The following is a 17,132-nucleotide window of genomic DNA, read 5'->3' on the forward strand; positions in this document are numbered from 1 at the left end:
GAGAGAGTTCACAGCACTACAAGCAAGGGCGTGCCATGAGGATTCTTTTAGCCGGTAATCCCAACAGTGGAAAAACAACGATGTTTAATGCTTTCACTAGTCAGAAAGCGAAAGTTGGTAACTGGGGAGGAGTAACTGTAGGTGAAAGAAAAGCACCTCTCAAAGGACAGTATGCTTCCTTATCCGGCGCGACCATCGTTGATTTGCCGGGTGCATATTCTATGTCCCCGTTCTCGCCGGAAGAATCGGTAACTTCTGAGCACATTCGTAACACTCAGTCTGACGTTATCATCAACATTATTGATGCCACCACGATCGGGCGTAGCCTTTTCTTTACCACTCAGCTGTTAGAACTCGGTATTCCCGTCGTTGTAGCCTTGAATAAATCGGATATTGCGGCGGAAGAAGATATTACTATCGACGCTGGGTTACTGTCGCAACGGCTTGGCTGTCCAGTGATTAAAACTGTTTCTACCCAGCATGCAGACAACGGTTTGGAACAGGTCATCGCTGCTGTGGCGTCCCTTCGCGGGGCCCAGCAGATTCCGCCCTACCGTCAGGGCGATATTGATTTAACTGATAAACAAGCAGTAGATGCAGCGGATCACCGGCGTTTTGCTTTTGTTAACGACGTCGTTGCAGACGTTGAAGTGCGCCATGTACATTCCGCCGAAAGTACATTCCAAGATTCTGTTGATGCGTTATTGGCGAATAAGTTTATTGGCATCTCATTATTCGCCGCCGTGATGTTTGGTGTTTTTTCGATTTCGCAAACATATGTCGGCCCGTATATCGCCGATTGGCTAGTAGGTTGGATTGAAGCTCTCCAGGGGTGGGTTGCTGGTCAACTTGAAGATAGCCCGGCATTATTGTCGACCGTTTTAGCTGACGGTATCATCGGTGGCGTTGGTGCGGTGATTGGTTTCTTGCCACTTGTTATGGTCATGTACTTCTTGATTGCGCTACTTGAGGAATCTGGATATATGGCTCGGGTCAGTGCGGTGCTAGATCCGATATTCAAACACGTTGGTCTTTCTGGTAAATCGGTGATTCCGATCGTTATTTCCTCGGGATGTGCAGTACCGGGGATTATGAGCGCACGAACTATCCGTGACGATCGTGAGCGGCGGGCAACTGCGATGCTTGCCTCATTCATCCCATGTGGAGCAAAGATACCTGTCATTGCATTATTTGCTGGCGCATTCTTCAACGGTGCAGCGTGGGTGAGCTGGGTGAGTTACTTCCTTGGTTTACTTTTGATTTTCTTCGGCGCGCTGGTAGTTAAAGCAGTCACTGGCTTTAAATATCGGCATTCATTCTTCATCATGGAGTTTCCGCGTTTCCGCGTTCCAAGCGTCAAACACGCAACGATCTCCATGTTTGAGCGAGCAAAAGCCTACATTATTAAAGCGGCTACCATTATTTTACTGTGCAACTTAGTTGTCCAAGTTATGCAGACTTTCAATTGGAGTTTTGAGGTTGTTGCAGAAGATATGCAAGACACATCTATTTTGGCGTCTATTGCTTCGCCGGTAGCATTCCTCTTTATTCCGCTGGGCTTTGGAACATGGCAATTAGCTGCTGCAGCCGTCACCGGATTTATTGCCAAAGAGAATGTGGTTGGTACGATCGCCGTCGTTTTCAGTCTGACATCGTTTATTGATACCGATGAACTCGTGATGGTTGGCGGCGCAAACGAAGTCGCAACAGTGATGGGCTTGACGTCAGTTTCTGCGCTGTCGTATCTGTTCTTTAATCTTTATACTCCGCCGTGCTTCGCTGCGATTGGCGCGATGAATTCGGAGATGCGCCACACAGGTTGGCTACTCAGCGCAGTAGGCCTACAAGTGTGCACTGGTTACATCGTTGCATTCCTGACCTATCAGGTTGGCTCTTTGATAATCGACGGACAGTTAGGACATGGTTTTGTGCCGGGTCTTATCGCAGTGTGCGGCATGGTTGGGATCGTTATTCTTATTGGGATACGCATTCGGTCAACTATTGCTCGTCAGTACGCACTTCAAGTCGACGTTTCAACTGTCAGTTAAATCGGTTTCCTCACCGACGATGGACCAAGACCAGGAAGGAATATTATGGACTTTCCGTCAATAATTGCAACCCTCGTTTTGCTGGCAATCGTGGTCAGCGCTATTAGCTATGTAGTGAAGCAAAAGCGAAAAGGCACAGTGTGTATTGGTTGCCCGGTAACTGGCAGCTGTTCTAAAAAGGATCTATGCTCACCGATGATGAATGTTAACGACGGCGGACGCACACACTTGCCGATTGCCCCAGTTTCTTCTCAGACAACGAAGTGAGGACAATGTTATTTCGTAGTAAACGAGCTCAACCTACTGTCGAGCACTGGCCCGACAGCGAGGCTGCGTCCGGTCAGTGTGGGCATACACTGTTAGAAGCTGAAGTTGGGCGTACCTACACTGTGCAGGAGCTACATACCGGAGATTCCGAGATGGATAGCTTTCTACTCCGGCTGGGATGCTATGTGGGTGAGTCTATTACCGTGTTGTCAAAGAAAAAGAACTCCTGCATTGTGGTGATTAAGGATGGACGGTATGCGATCGATAACGTCTTAGCGGGCGCTATCGTGGTCTCGTGCGAGGTCTTTTGACTATCTTATTTCCACGGATTTTGTGTTCTGCGGAAATGGAGCTCATAGACGGATAGACTTAGTTCTATGGATCACTCACCGTTTTTGTTATCTGCAACGCAAGATGCGAGCCAGCGTCCGTACATTCGTTTTATTCTCAGCAGAGGGGCTGGGAAGGGTAATGCGCATGCCTTGGCTCAAGAAATTCGTTCGTGCTACCCGCACGCAACTCACTCCGAACTGGGTGGGGATTGGCGCCAAGCTGGCAGGGTGACAATCTCGTTGACCCGCGGACCGGACCATGTCCAAAGACTTGCTGCCGAATGGAACGAGTTTTGGGGCGACAAAGGAGTTTGCTACGTAGCGGGTGGCGATGGATCCGTGAACGAAGTTGTTCAGGCGCTGGCCGGTAAAGATTGCGCGTTCGGTGTGATCCCGATGGGGACCGGAAACGATTTTGCTCGTAGTTTGTACGGCGAAGATGTTGGTTATCGTGACGCATTGTCTCTTATTTCGGCAACGAAGAACGTGGAGTTTTCCCCGATTGACGTGTTGCAGGTCAATGATCTGTACTGTGCAAACGTGTTTTCGCTCGGATACGATACCGAAGTTCTTCGTGAGGCGATGCGTGTGCAGCGACGTTTCCGGGCTTTAGGAAGCTCAGCATATGGGCTTGGCGTAGCGCGTACGTTGTGGCGCGAAAAGTCAGTGCCATTGGCGTTTTCGTACCATGATATAGCCGGTGAACACCATCAAATCGAACAAGCATGTACCGTTTTTGTGGTAGGCAACGGGCGCATGTATGGGGGTGGCTATCAGCCGTTGCCAGATGCGCTTTTAGACGATGCACACGCTGATTTCTTGTATTCCGACAGTTTGTCATTACTTGGAATTGGGCGTCTTTTAGCTAAATATCGGGATGGGTCGCATACCGAGAGCCCGGTTGCACATATGGATGAGATTGTCGATCTGCATGTGGAGCGGATCGACGGTGAGTCCCTGCTGTGGAACATTGATGGGCTGATTTATGAAAGCGACGCCGTGGATATTAAGAACATTCCTAGTGCCGTGACGCTTGCTCGATTAGTGCCAGGGGTACAAGAATGACCGCTGTTCGTACCTCGGCTTTAGTTTTCTGCGGCGGTTTGGCTGGGGTGTTCTTGCGCTGGTCTCTTATTCAGGTTTTTCCGATGCCAGGATCGTGGGCTGTCTATCTGATTAACGTCTTTGGTAGTTTTTTGCTTGGATGTCTTTACGGATACAGTGAGCAGCATACCGGGGCGTGGTTGACGACGGCAGAAGGTCGGCTTTTCTTTGGTACCGGCCTGCTAGGTGGGTTTACGACGTATTCTACATTTGCGGTAGACGTTGTCCAGATAGGTGAAACGGCCGCGATAGCCGGCCTTATTTTTGCTAGTAGCCAGTTGCTCCTAGGTGCCGGCTTAGCGCTACTTGGGCTGCGGCTGGGAAGCCGGAGGCGGCACGTATGATCGTTCTTATTGCTATTGCTGGTGGGTTGGGTGCAGTAGCGCGTTACTGGACTGATACCTGGCTCAAGCGAATGGGGTTTAGCGGGTTGTGGTCAACTGCAGTGATCAATGTTATTGGCGCGGTTTTCCTTGGCGCGATTATTTCTGGTGGCTTTGGAGCACTGATATCAGCCGTCCTCGGTGCTGGATTTTGCGGTGGATTTACAACTTTTAGTACCGCGAGTGTGGAAACAGGGCGGTTACTGCTTGATAGGCGAGCAGGATACGCGGTCGTATACATGGCAACCGTGTGTGTCTTAAGTGTTTGCGGTGTATTTTTAGGAACACTTTTAGGGAATCTGTTCCGTTAATTTTGCACTCGAATGCAATTGTGCACTAGAGTGCAGTTATGAGTGAATGTACCCGACGTGAATCAAAACGCCAAGAAACCGCAGATAACATCGTTCGATCTGCTATCGCTTTGGTAACTAAAGCTGAATCCATTGATTCGGTTTCTATTGACGATATCGCGCAAGAAGCAGGTATATCGCGGCGTACATTCTTCAATCATTTTCCTACGAAAATAACAGTGCTGCTCGAGCCCTTATTTGTCTACCGCTCGCGCTATATTGCTCATGTCCTCAATGCGTCGATGAGCATTACTGCATGGCAAGCAGTTGCTCAAGCAGTAGCTAAGACAATTGCGGACTGCGATGACCTTGATTTGGTAGCGCGCTCCGAATGGATTCTTACTCGATTGGTTCACTCTTCATCGGCGCCGGCAGATATTCCGCATCGGTCTGCCTATGAAGCCCACAGCAATGCCTTGCGGATGAATCTCCAACAACGGCTCAACCAAGATGATCCGATTGCAGTGGAATTGCTTAGTGGAATTGGTGACCAAGTACTTCGGCTTGCTCTGGTAGCGGTGCGAGAAAACGATAATAAGGATCCACACGAAGCCGCCCAAGAAGCGGTCACTCACTCATTTGAGCTTATGGCAACAAATAATTTCGGCCTCTGAAGGAGACATGACACCGTGGATAAAACACATAAACTCATCCTCGCCATTCTTATCTTTGGCGTCTCACTTATAGTTTTAGACGGTACGATTGTTGCCGTTTCGCTTCCGGTTATTATTTCAGATCTAGGACTGTCCTTGACGCAGGCACAATGGGTGTCCTCACTGTACACAGTTGTTTTTGCTGCGCTTTTACTGCCGTCTGGTGTGTTGGGTGATCGTTATAGTCATCGGCGTATGTTCATTTCCGGCTTAGCAATCTTCGGCGCAGCTTCCGCCATTGCGTCATTCGCTACCGGGGCACCGGTACTGCTTATGGCACGCGCTCTGCAAGGACTTGGCGGCGCATTCGTTCTGCCAGCGACCTTGTCTATCATTAATGAAACATTCCGAAAGAATAATCGAGCAGCGGCCTTCGGAATTTGGGGAGCTGCTATGGCGACAATGGCTGCCCTCGGGCCTCTCGTGGGCGGCTGGATTACCTCCGAATTTTCATGGCCTTGGGTTTTCTTGGTGAATGTGCCTCTTGTCCTATGCGCAGTGCCAATTGCGTTACGTATATTACCCCGCGCCGATAAGCCTTCTCGGCAACGCCTACCACTACTTTCTACCGTCATGTCCGCGCTTTCATTTGCGGCGATTGTTTTTGGTCTTATCGAAGGAACTACTTACGGTTGGTGGACTCCAAAGCAAGGACTTTCACTAGGAAGCTGGGAACTGAATCCACCTATTTCTGTTTCCACTCTTGTCTTGATCTTTGGCATGCTGCTCCTTGTTACTTTCGTTGGGCGTGAACTTTACAAGGTGCGAAAGTCTCGAGATGTCCTTGTAGATCCGCGGCTATTTACCATCCCGTCGTTTGCGCTAGGTAATATCACTGCGGCTGCAGTAGCTGCCGGCGAATTCGGCGTGCTATTTGGGCTACCTCTGTTCTTAGTAAACGTCCGTGGACTCTCAACGATGGAAACCGGATGGGTACTCGCTGCGCTGGCCTGTGGTGGAATTATTTCTGGTGGTCTAGCACGTTTTATTTCGCAACGTATTGGCCCAGAACGAACCGTTATCGTAGGTTTAGCCCTCGAAGTGTTAGGGATCGTCGGCGTCGTCGTTTTGCTTGACCCAGCAATACATATGTGGATGCTAGTAGCTTTGCTAGCTATGTACGGTTGTGGCATGGGGTTAGCGTCCGCGCAACTTACATCTGTTGTTCTCGCGCATGTTCCAGTGAAAATTTCTGGCATGGGATCAGCTATTCAATCGACATTCCGTCAGGTTGGTTCAGCAACGGGAGTGGCTCTAGCGGGCTCCGCTCTGGCAGTCGCTATCAACACTGATATGCCGACCCGGCTTGTCGATGCTGGTCTGCCGCATGAGCTAGCTGTAAAGTTCTCCGATGCAACGGCCTCATCGGTCGGTGGAGCCATGAGTGGTTTGTCTGATGGGAACCCGCAGCTACTATCTGTGCTTCACGATGGGTACACCGTTGGTCAGGCAGTAGCCATGGGCTCATGCGGAGTATTCCTCGTTATTGGATTGTTCTGTTCCATTGCGTTGTATCGAATTTCTCGTCGATAGTGGTTTCGATGCATGAAGCAATGGAGCAGGTTCGCCGGCGAAAATCAGAAATACGTGAGGAACTTGCGTTACCGAAAACCACGCTTGAAGAAATACGATACGGTTACCTTCGAAAACGTTTGTGGTGGAACAACGGCGGACCGCACGTTTCGCGGATATCCATAGACGTTGGGCCAGATGATGTAGACGTCAGTTTGTATGGAGCTAACTATTCGTCAACTCACGCCATTGTGTATGCGCATGGCGGTGGCTGGATAGTCGGCCATAGTCAAAGTCACGATCGTCTCTTACGTGCCCTGAGCCACGAATGTCGCTGTCCGATATATTCAGTGAATTACTCCCTTGCGCCAGAATCAAAATATCCAGTGCAAATACAAGAAACCGCAGCGGTCATAAACCATGTAGCAATGTGCATGCCACATATTTTCCTGATGGGGGACAGCTGTGGAGCAACACTGATGATGCAGACATGTCATGCGCTCAGCGGCGACGTCGTCGTCGATAATCTCGAACCGAACCTTGCAAGCAGGTCTAAAATAGCTGGACTAGCCCTATTCTACGGTGCCTACGGACTAACAGATTCCGCTTCTTTGCGCCAGTTTGTGAGTATGGAAGGGATGTCTCGTGCTGATTTGCGTAGCTATGAGCAGGCGATACTTTCTGAAGATGGCAATCGAAACGTCCTGAACCTATTGGATATTCCAGCGCAAAGCTATCCACCAAGCTATCTTGTGGCGGCAGAATTTGATCCGTTGCGTGACGATTCGCGTGCTCTGGCTGACAAGATTGATAGGACTTCCGGCAACGTCGTTTACGACGAAATTCCGGGAGTAGAACACGAATTTATGCAGTATGGACGAATGCTTCCCCAGGTAGATGAAGTTATAAAAAATGTGGCGCATTGGCTTAATGCCAACACGCCACATGAGAAGTAAAAACTACTTGCGACCGTAACGACGGTTGAACTTCTCAACCTGGCCCGCGGTGTCAAGAATACGACGTTGACCGGTGTAGAACGGATGCGAAGCGTTAGAAACTTCGATATCAATGACTGGATACGTATTGCCGTCTTCCCACTCAATTGTATTTTCTGACGTCAGCGTAGAACGTGTAAGGAACGTATAGTTAGCAGAACGATCGCGGAATACTACCGGGTGATAATCGGGGTGAATACCCTTCTTCATGAAATCCTCCTTAAAGATTGTAACGATGACACTTTACCCTTATCGATAACCTTTCTCAATTATAAGTGTCTCATTTAATGGAATGTGACAGGTGTTATTAACACAGAACTCTAGTACTGTGATGTAATCAAAACTTAGCGTTAGTTAAAACTTGACCACGAAAGGAGACGTCCATGATTGAGGTATATCCGTTTTTAACCTTAGTTCCGCCACTTATTGCGATTATACTGGTGATCTGGACGAAGAAAGTTATCGTCTCCTTACTGGCTGGAATTATCACGGCGGCATTCTTTGCTTCGGACGGTATGCCACTTGCCACTGTCCGACTATTGTGGTCAACTTTTTCAGGCCTTTTTTGGAATGCCGATCGAGGCGAACTAAACGCCTACTACCTATTGATCCTCCTTTTCCTCATTGTCCTTGGTATCATTACTTCTCTGGTTTTGATGGCTGGTGGCACATATGCCTTTTCCACCTGGACGGCACAACGAATCCGGACTGGGCGAGGTGCTCAGACTCTCGCTGCTGGATTGGGAACCGCGATATTTGTTGATGACTATTTCAACGCGTTGGCAGTTGGGCAAGTTGCTCGGCCAGTTACCGATCAACACCGAATTTCGCGTGCCAAGCTGGCATACCTCATTGATTCGTCCTCAGCACCGGTTGCAGTCTTAGCACCTTTTTCTTCCTGGGGAGCATCCATTATTGGAATTATGGCTCCTATCGTTGTAGCTGTAGGCGTTGATGTGTCGGAAGCGGGAGCCTTTATTCGTTCTGCTGGAATGAACTATTATGCAATCGCGGCGATAGTACTGTTGTGGTTGACCGTCGGATTAGACCTCAACATTGGTTCCATGCGAAAAGAAGAACGCCGTGCACGTAGCACTGGTGAAGTGTACGATCCGGCTTCTCCAGTTCCTGGGCAGCTAGCTGATAATCTTCCGCAGTGCGAGCCTGGCGCACGTAGAGCTCTTATAGTTCCATTTGTTTTTCTTGTTATGGGTGTGCTTGGAGGCATCGGCTACACCGGATATCTGGCAGGTGGCTCGTGGGGATTGCTCAGTATCTTGGCCAATACAAACGTAGCTTTATCCCTCAATATCGGCGGTTTCAGTGGCCTGGTAGCTGCGATCTATTATTATTTTCGGTACACGCATCGAGATGCCGAATTTACTGCGCGCACCTTCGTAACAGGTGTTGGGGAGGGCGCCAAATCAATGCTCCCAGCGATTGAAATATTGCTCTGTGCATGGGTGTTGGGCGGTGTCATCTCGGTTTTAGGCACTGGCGAATATTTGGGGACTTTAGTTAAGTCTGTCCACCTGCCAGCGTTGTGGCTGATTCCAATCATCTTCATTATAGCTGGAGCAATAGCTTTTGCGACTGGAACATCATGGGGATCATTCGGTATTCTCCTACCAATTGCCGGTGATATTTTGAATTCAGTTCCAGGTGGTTCTGGAGCACTGTTAGCAGCCTTTGGCGCGGTACTTGCTGGTGCAGTATGGGGGGATCACTGTTCACCGATTTCAGATACGACGATCCTATCGTCCACCGGTGCTGGTTGTAACCATATTGTGCATGTAACTACACAGCTACCATACGCATTGCTTGGGGCGATATCTGCTTTCCTCGGCTACATTGGATTGGCTATTACTGGTTCAGGTATTATCGGTTTGTTCGTCACATTGCTTGTACTTTCAGCATGTGTAACCTGTATTCGCCTTTATCTACCACTTGATACTGAGAAAGCGACCGTTTAGTCCGCATGCTAGGTAGCAATTGCCGGTATAGTGAAAGTTGCTTACTAGGTTTTATCGAATATAGGAAGAGTTCTAATGTCAGAGAACAATGAGAATCTTAACCCAACCGAGCCGGATCGGCCGGTAGTTCCGCAAGAGCCGGATCGGCCGGTAGCTCCGCAAGAGCCGGAGCAGCCGGCAGCCCCGCAGCCGAACATGGGACAACCAGCTGTTCCGCAGCAGGGATATGTTCCGCCGCAGCCGAACATGGGACAACCAGCTGTTCCGCAGCAGGGATATGTTCCGCCGCAGGCTTATCCGCAAGGCTATGCACAACAGCCAGCCCAGCCAAGCCCAGTTATTCTTGCACTCAAAGATATTCCTCGGGTCTTTGGACACATCTGGCACGGCCGGACTAGCGATACATTCGCAACTATTTTCCAGCAGCGCTTATTCGCTCTAGTGACCTTCGGCATTTATATTCTTACTGCTGGAATCTTGGGCGCTACTTCGCTGGCAAGATCCAATTTTGGACCGTTCGCTGAAGGTGATTACTACGGGACAATGATGGGTATCTTGGATCATCACTATAGCTACTTTTCACTCAATTTCGGTCAGTGGTTCTATGCATTGATCTTGTTCTTAGTAACTAGTGTCTTGGCTATTTCCATGCGCGCCATTGCTATTATGCTGACACTGAAAGTACGCGGATTGACTGTCCAGTTTATGCGTGCACTAACGCTCTACACAGTCGCATGCATTCCAGCGTTGATGTTCCTGCCAATCGTGTTCATTATTGTTCTTCTGCCGGCATCCGGCTTTACTGCATTCTTAACCCTGGTTGTTGCGATCATGATTATTATCGCTTCTATCGTTGGTGAACTGTTGCTTTACGTTGGCATCAACCGTGAAGGCCGGATGGCTAAATCGCCGGCAGTTCCATATGCCAGCCTGACTACCGCTGCGTTGATCATCTCGTTTATTTTGAATGTGCTCATTATGCGGAGCTTCTGAGCAGTCTCATTCAGATGTGTGCCCGGTGCTAGCCACCGGGCACACATCTTTTAATCTCACATTGTGGTGTATTGAGCACCACAGTGTGGGAATGAGTTTTGCTCTGCGGATGTCTGCTTGCTACAGTTACCTCAGCCCAAAAAGAAGAACCGCTGGAAGGAGGAGAAGTGGCAGCACGCAATACCCGCCTACGTCGCTCTTTCTGTTGGTTATGTGATTCTTCGTGGATCCCAACTTCTTCGTGGAAACCGGGAATTATTTTTCCCGTTATTCGTTATTTATTGCTATTGAAGCCTTGGTTTTTTACCAAGGCTTTTTTATTACCCTAGGGAACTAGTGAAAGGCATAGTTATGGCAAACACTATTGCGACGCTTACTCAATTTGAGCGGTATGCACGCGATAATAATTGTCCCGAGTTGCTTCGCCTCGTTGACGCAATTCATCGAGCACAAGATAGTGGCGAAATTTCCGCTAATGTTGCAGTGTTCCCAGGCTTCTGCGATGTTCATGTCCATCTGCGAGAGCCCGGCCAAAGCTATAAAGAAACAATTGCTACCGGAACTAGGGCATCGGCACGTGGCGGCTTTACTACCGTTGGTGCTATGCCAAACCTTGATCCGGTGCCAGATAGCTTGACGACATTAGCACTTGAGCAGGAGCTCATTAACCGTGACGCCGTTATTGAAACTCTTCCCTATGCGTCAGTCACAAAGGGAGAAGCTGGCACTGAGTTAGCCGACATAAGTGATCTTGCACCACACGTAATTGGGTTTTCCGACGACGGTCACGGTGTCGACAATTCAGATCTTATGAAAGATGCGTTGCGCTTGTTAGCACAAGCGGGCAGCATCGTCGCTGTTCATGCCGAAGATGGCGAACTGCGGCCAGCGAATTCTTGTATCAACGACGGCCCATACGCTGCGGAGCATAATCTGATCGGCATTCCTAAAACAGCGGAATATCTGCAAATTGCACGAGATATTAAAATGTTACGCGAGCTAAAAGAAGAAGGTTACTTACCGGCTTACCATGTTTGCCATATTTCGTGCGGCGAATCAGCGGATTTGATCCGCCAAGCTAAAGCTGAAGGCTTGAATGTTACCTGCGAAACTGCCATGCATTATCTGCTGGCAGACGAATCAATGCTGATCGACGATGGCCGGTTCAAAATGAATCCACCGTTGCGTCAGCCAGCCGATCGAGCCGCGTTAATCGATGCGTTAACCGATGGCACAGTTGATCTGATTGCGACAGATCACGCGCCGCATTCGGCTGAAGAGAAAGGCCGTGGTTTGGCGCATTCAGCATTTGGGGTTGTCGGGATTGAGATTTCATTCCCGCTTTTTTATAGCCACTTTGTTAAAACTGGCCACGTGACCTTGGAACGGGCTATCGAACTATTCACTTCGGCTGGCCGGGAGCGCTTCAATGTTGCTCAGCGCTCCAGCGATTTCACTATCTGGGATTTGGATGCAACCTACACCATTGACCCACACGACTTTATTTCGCTCGGCAAGGCCACGCCGTTTACGGGCTGGGAAGTTTCGGGACGCTGCCTAGCGACTATCTATGACAACGCGATTGTCTACACCACCCACGAGCTGTAAAACGATTAACGACAACGACAACGGAGAACAACAATGCCAAAGAACAACACCGTCAAAACTGTACTTATTATTGGATCTGGCCCGATTGTGATCGGTCAGGCTGCGGAATTTGATTATGCTGGAACCCAAGCTTGCTTAGCTTTGAAAGAAGAAGGCTACCGAGTTATTCTGGTTAATTCTAATCCAGCAACAATCATGACTGATTCGGAAATCGCGGATCGTGTGTACATGGAACCGTTAACTCTCGAATACGTCGCCAAGATTATTCGCAAGGAACGCCCAGATGCTATTGTTCCAGGAATCGGTGGCCAGACTGGTTTGAACCTTGCCATGCAGTTGGAAAAGAAGGGGATTCTGGCTGAATGTGGAGTTCAGCTTTTGGGAACTCCATCTGAGTCAATCGAACGTGCCGAAGACCGTGAGCAGTTTAAAGAGCTGTGTGAATCCATCGGTGAGCCGGTGATTGCTTCCGAGATCGCTTATTCAATCGATGAAGCGAAGGTCGCAGCTAAACGCATCGGTTACCCGGTCGTTTTGCGTCCAGCATTTACCCTTGGTGGTACCGGCGGCGGTTTTGCTCATAATGAGCCTGAGCTGATCGATATGATGCAGAATGCCTTGCAGCTTTCCCCAGTTCGCCAGGTTCTGATCGAAAAGTCTATCTTGGGCTATAAGGAAATCGAATTTGAAGTGATGCGTGACTGTGCGGATAACACAATCTGCATCTGCTCGATGGAAAATATTGATCCGGTGGGCGTGCATACTGGGGATTCCGTCGTCGTCGCCCCGGCGCTCTCCCTGAGCGACGCCGATTTAACGATGCTTAAAGAATCTGCGTTCAAACTGATTCGTGCCTTGAAAATCGAAGGTGGCTGCAACGTCCAATTCGCAGTCAATCCGACCTCGAGCGAATACTTCCTCATTGAAGTTAATCCACGAGTGTCACGATCGTCCGCCTTGGCATCCAAGGCTTCGGGGTATCCGATTGCGCGAGTGACAGCGAAAGTCGCACTCGGTCTGACTCTTGACGAGATTCCGGTGGCTGGAACATTTGCTAGCAAAGATCCAGTCCTCGATTATTTAGTGGCAAAGTTCCCGCGCTTCCCGTTCGATAAGTTCACTGATGCACCTAACCTCTTAGGCACACAGATGAAAGCTACTGGCGAGGTGATGGGAATTGGTTCGAACCTAGAAGAATGTTTGCTTAAGTCGGTACGGTCTTTAGAGATCGGCGTCGACCATTTCTTTATGCCAACGTTTGCCCAGATGTCCGACGACGACTTGTGGGCCTACGTGACGCAGTTCCGTTCCGATACGATGTTTGCGATCGTTGAATTACTGCGCCGCGGCGCAAGTATTGACGAGCTTCATCGGGTCACGATGGTCACCCCGCTGTTCCTCGAATCATTCGCATCGATCGTTGCGATGGAAAACAAACTACTAGATCACGTGTTAGACGACGACGTTTTGCGCGAAGCAAAACAGATGGGATTTGCGGACACAGTGATTGCTCGGCTGTGGGACACCACCGAGCATGAGGTGAGCTCGCGCCGGCATGATGCGGGAATTGTTCCGGCATTCCGCATGGTTGATACGCTGAAGTCTGGCGCGTATGTGCCATACTTCTACTCATCCTTCTCAGGCCACAACGAATCGCAACTGACCGATCGTAAAAAGGTTATTGTGCTGGGAGCTGGACCAATCCGAATCGGTCAAGGAGTGGAATTTGACTATTCCTCGGTACATGCGATTAAAACGATTCGAGAAGCCGGATACGAAGCGATCATCATCAACGACAATCCCGAAACTGTCTCTACCGATTACACGACGGCTGATAAGCTTTACTTCGAACCACTAACGCCAGAAGACGTGATGAACATTGTGGAGTTTGAACAGCCTATCGGCGTGATTACGTCTTTGGGTGGACAAACTGCGATTAACCTCGCCGGTCCGTTGGCTGAGCGCGGAGTAAACCTGTTGGGTACGTCCTTGGCAGCTATTAACCGGGCCGAGGACCGCGATGAGTTTGAACGATTGCTGTCGGAACTAAACATTCCGCAGGCACCCGGCAAAGCTGTGACGAATGTTGACGATGGTCTTGCAGTGGCTCATCAGGTTGGCTACCCAGTGTTAGTTCGTCCGTCGTTCGTCCTGGGTGGGCGCGCGATGCGGATTGTTGGCTCGGACCAGCAACTGCGTCACTACCTATCACAAGGATTGGATATCGACGTGGATCGACCGGTACTGGTTGATAAATATATCTCCGGAAAAGAACTCGAAGTCGACGCGATTTGTGATGGGCGTGATGTGTTTGTTGCCGGAATCATGGAGCTGGTGGAGCACACCGGTGTCCACTCGGGGGATTCAATCTCGGTCTATCCAACGTTCTCGGTCTCCGGCAAGGTCAAAGGACAGATCTTAAAGTATACGAAGGCACTGGGATTGGCGATCGGGATCACCGGATTGTTCAACGTCCAATTCATCGTGGACGAAAACGAAAAGGTCTACATTATTGAGGTTAATCCACGCTCCTCGCGTACCGTCCCGTTCTTGTCGAAAGTCACCGGGTTTGCATTGCCAGCTATCGCTACTCGAGCGATTATGGACGAATCACTTAAAGAACAAGGAATCTTCGACCTCTATCCGGAAGAACGCGATCGGTTCTTCGTCAAGGCTCCAGTTTTCTCGTTTAACAAGATCAAAGGCTTGGATGCCTACCTTTCCCCAGAAATGAAGTCGACCGGCGAAGCGATCGGGTACGACGACGATCTGAACCGTGCTCTCTATAAGGCCCTGCAAGCTGCTGGAATGAATCTTCTCAACTACGGAACTGTGCTGGCGACTATTGACGATAAAGATAAGGAGCGTGCGCTCGGTCTTATCCGTAGATTCTACAATCTCGGCTTCAATATTGCGGCTACTGCGGGCACTGCCCGATACTTGAAAGAAAACGGTATTCGTACCCATGCGATGAGTAAGATTTCGGAAGGTTCAACCGAGATCATCGATGCGATCGAAGCGCAGCATCTGTCCTACATTATTAATACGCAAGGCGTTGAAGAATCATCCCAAAAGTCCGATGGGGCACAGATTCGAGCGAAGGCATCCGAGTTTTCGGTTACCTTATTGACATCACTCGACACGGTGAATGTGTTGCTTGATGTGCTCGAAGAAATTACCTTGAACGTTTCGACGATCGATGCACCGCGCCGCCAAGGAGCCTGATTAATGACAAACATCAAGGTTCACGCATGCGTGGTTGAGAATACTGCGCTGACAGAAACAATTTATCGGTTGCGGCTGCGATGCGAGTCGTTCGCGCCTGCGCAGCCGGGACAATTCGTGAATGTCACAATTCCGGGATTCTTCTTGCGCCGACCGTTAGCCATTGCTGACGTGGTATATGAGCACGACGGCGGCGCCACCTTAACGCTGATAGTTGCCCAGGTAGGTGCTGGAACTCAGACACTTGCCAGCGTCACACCCGGCACAAAGATCGACGTTCTCGGCCCGCTCGGACACGGTTTTGACGTGGACGGGGCGGGACCAACCCCGGTTCTTGTTGGTGGTGGATCTGGAATACCGCCGCTCTATTTCGCCGCGAAGTATGCAGTTGCACGTGGATACAGGCCGCACGTTCTGCTGGGGTTCCGTACTGCACATGACGTGTATGCCGAACAAGATTTTCGCGAACTTGGCTGTGACGTTTCGGTAGCTACTGAAGACGGATCGTATGGGGTAGCAGGTTTTGTGACTGCCGCTATGCCCGATGATGCGTCGCACGTCTTAGCCTGCGGACCAGAGGGGATGTTACGTTCCGTCGTCGCGCGCTCGCGTGGAGATGTCCAGGTCAGTCTGGAAGCACATATGGGATGCGGCTTTGGTGCCTGCTTAGGCTGCACTGTACAGACCGTCCGAGGGTTGGAACGCGTATGCGTGGAAGGTCCAGTCTTTGACAGTACGGACGTGATTTTTGGTGGGGAGGTAGTGCGATGACGAATCGACTCGCAGTTGATTTATGTGGAATTACTATCGACAACCCCATCATTGGTGCTTCGGGCACGTTCGGATTTGGTGCCGAGTTTGCTCGCCTGTGGGACATTAACCAGTTGGGGACGTTCTCGTTTAAGGGGACGACGGCGCAGCCGCGCCCGGGAAACGCTCAACCGCGGGTGGCGGAAGCACCAGGCGGGATGCTCAACGCTATCGGGCTAGCAAATCCTGGCGCGGATGCAGTTATTTCCCATGAACTGCCGCAGATGCGAACGTATTTCCATAAACCAGTGATGGCAAACGTCGCTGGATTTTCGCTCGCGGAATACGAGCAGGTCGCAGCGGCGCTGGATGCACAAGAAAACGTTGGCTGGTTAGAAGTCAATATTTCCTGCCCTAACGTTCACGATGGTGGCAAGACATTTGCGGACTCGCCCGAATCGGCGGCTCAGGTGTGTCAAGCAATCAAAGAGGTAACAACAAAACCTGTCATTATGAAGCTATCGCCAAATAGCGGGGCAGTAGTCGATACTGCTCAGGCCTGCCAGGATGCCGGTGCTGATGCGCTCAGCTTGATTAACACCTTCGTCGGTATGCGGCTGAACCTACGCACTGGACAGCCTATTCTTGCTAACCGTACCGGCGGGGTATCAGGCCCGGGAGTATTCCCGATGGCTTTAAGAATGGTGTGGGACGTGACCCATGCCGTCGATATCCCTGTGATTGGAATCGGTGGAATTACCAGCGCTCGCGACGTCATCGAAATGATGCATGCTGGTGCCACTGCCGTCCAAGTAGGCACCGCTAATCTCGTCAATCCCTACGCCTGCTTAGAAATTATTCAACAGCTACCAGCTGAAATGGACCGATACGGGATACAAACCTTAGCCTCCCTTACCCCACACCGAAAGGACTCATAAC

Annotated in this window: 16 protein-coding genes; 15 read left to right on the forward strand and 1 reads right to left on the reverse strand. The window is 50.1% G+C overall.

The window, feature by feature from the left end; genetic code table 11:
* Window positions 1-35 precede the first annotated feature (35 nt).
* The 9 genes from feoB (at window position 36) to KSO86_RS02155 (ending at window position 7,605) form a co-directional block, all read left to right on the forward strand.
* Entirely contained in the window at window positions 36-2,048 is a 2,013-nt protein-coding gene (feoB, locus tag KSO86_RS02115) for a ferrous iron transport protein B (RefSeq protein WP_216378128.1), read from the forward strand.
* Between the two features lie 45 nt (window positions 2,049-2,093).
* A complete protein-coding gene (locus KSO86_RS02120; protein ID WP_216378127.1) occupies window positions 2,094-2,315 on the forward strand; it encodes a FeoB-associated Cys-rich membrane protein in 222 nt (73 codons plus the stop codon).
* A 5-nt stretch (window positions 2,316-2,320) separates the two neighbouring features.
* On the forward strand, window positions 2,321-2,626 hold the full coding sequence (locus KSO86_RS02125) for a FeoA family protein (RefSeq protein ID WP_216378126.1): 306 nt from the start codon (window positions 2,321-2,323) through the stop codon (window positions 2,624-2,626).
* Window positions 2,627-2,692: 66 nt separating this feature from the next.
* On the forward strand, window positions 2,693-3,712 hold the full coding sequence (locus KSO86_RS02130; protein ID WP_216378125.1) for a diacylglycerol/lipid kinase family protein: 1,020 nt from the start codon (window positions 2,693-2,695) through the stop codon (window positions 3,710-3,712).
* The gene (locus KSO86_RS02135; protein WP_216378124.1) at window positions 3,709-4,095 is read left to right on the forward strand and encodes a fluoride efflux transporter FluC; all 387 of its coding nucleotides are present in this window, start codon (window positions 3,709-3,711) and stop codon (window positions 4,093-4,095) included. The genes KSO86_RS02130 and KSO86_RS02135 overlap by 4 nt, the downstream gene beginning before the upstream one ends.
* The gene (locus KSO86_RS02140; RefSeq protein WP_216378123.1) at window positions 4,092-4,445 is read left to right on the forward strand and encodes a fluoride efflux transporter FluC; all 354 of its coding nucleotides are present in this window, start codon (window positions 4,092-4,094) and stop codon (window positions 4,443-4,445) included. Before KSO86_RS02135 ends, KSO86_RS02140 begins: the two co-directional genes overlap by 4 nt.
* A gap of 38 nt (window positions 4,446-4,483) precedes the next feature.
* Complete coding sequence (locus KSO86_RS02145) at window positions 4,484-5,098, forward strand: TetR/AcrR family transcriptional regulator (protein ID WP_216378122.1); 615 nt, start codon at window positions 4,484-4,486, stop codon at window positions 5,096-5,098.
* 15 nt (window positions 5,099-5,113) lie between these two features.
* On the forward strand, window positions 5,114-6,670 hold the full coding sequence (locus KSO86_RS02150; RefSeq protein WP_216378121.1) for an MFS transporter: 1,557 nt from the start codon (window positions 5,114-5,116) through the stop codon (window positions 6,668-6,670).
* An 8-nt stretch (window positions 6,671-6,678) separates the two neighbouring features.
* Complete coding sequence (locus KSO86_RS02155; RefSeq protein WP_216378120.1) at window positions 6,679-7,605, forward strand: alpha/beta hydrolase fold domain-containing protein; 927 nt, start codon at window positions 6,679-6,681, stop codon at window positions 7,603-7,605.
* 3 nt (window positions 7,606-7,608) lie between these two features.
* Here the strand turns inward: KSO86_RS02155 and KSO86_RS02160 are convergent, their stop codons facing one another.
* Window positions 7,609-7,854, reverse strand: a complete 246-nt coding sequence (locus KSO86_RS02160; RefSeq protein WP_091281056.1) for a type B 50S ribosomal protein L31 — start codon at window positions 7,852-7,854, stop codon at window positions 7,609-7,611.
* A 173-nt stretch (window positions 7,855-8,027) separates the two neighbouring features.
* On the opposite strand from KSO86_RS02160, the gene KSO86_RS02165 reads away from it, so the two are divergent.
* The 6 genes from KSO86_RS02165 to KSO86_RS02190 all read left to right on the forward strand — a co-directional run bounded on the left by KSO86_RS02165 (window position 8,028) and on the right by KSO86_RS02190 (window position 17,131).
* A complete protein-coding gene (locus KSO86_RS02165; RefSeq protein ID WP_216378119.1) occupies window positions 8,028-9,617 on the forward strand; it encodes a Na+/H+ antiporter NhaC family protein in 1,590 nt (529 codons plus the stop codon).
* Between the two features lie 75 nt (window positions 9,618-9,692).
* Window positions 9,693-10,610 (forward strand): hypothetical protein, encoded by a 918-nt coding sequence (locus KSO86_RS02170; protein WP_216378118.1) that lies wholly within the window; start codon window positions 9,693-9,695, stop codon window positions 10,608-10,610.
* Window positions 10,611-10,961: 351 nt separating this feature from the next.
* On the forward strand, window positions 10,962-12,218 hold the full coding sequence (locus KSO86_RS02175; protein ID WP_216378117.1) for a dihydroorotase: 1,257 nt from the start codon (window positions 10,962-10,964) through the stop codon (window positions 12,216-12,218).
* Window positions 12,219-12,251: 33 nt separating this feature from the next.
* Entirely contained in the window at window positions 12,252-15,443 is a 3,192-nt protein-coding gene (carB, locus tag KSO86_RS02180; RefSeq protein ID WP_216378116.1) for a carbamoyl-phosphate synthase large subunit, read from the forward strand.
* Between the two features lie 3 nt (window positions 15,444-15,446).
* Window positions 15,447-16,214, forward strand: coding sequence for a dihydroorotate dehydrogenase electron transfer subunit (locus KSO86_RS02185; RefSeq protein WP_216378115.1), 768 nt, complete (start codon window positions 15,447-15,449; stop codon window positions 16,212-16,214).
* Window positions 16,211-17,131: a dihydroorotate dehydrogenase gene (locus KSO86_RS02190; RefSeq protein ID WP_216378114.1), complete on the forward strand. Its 921-nt coding sequence runs from the start codon at window positions 16,211-16,213 to the stop codon at window positions 17,129-17,131. The genes KSO86_RS02185 and KSO86_RS02190 overlap by 4 nt, the downstream gene beginning before the upstream one ends.
* Window position 17,132: the final 1 nt, after the last annotated feature.

This window comes from Arcanobacterium phocae, assembly GCF_018913465.1.
Lineage (GTDB): Bacteria > Actinomycetota > Actinomycetes > Actinomycetales > Actinomycetaceae > Arcanobacterium > Arcanobacterium phocae_A.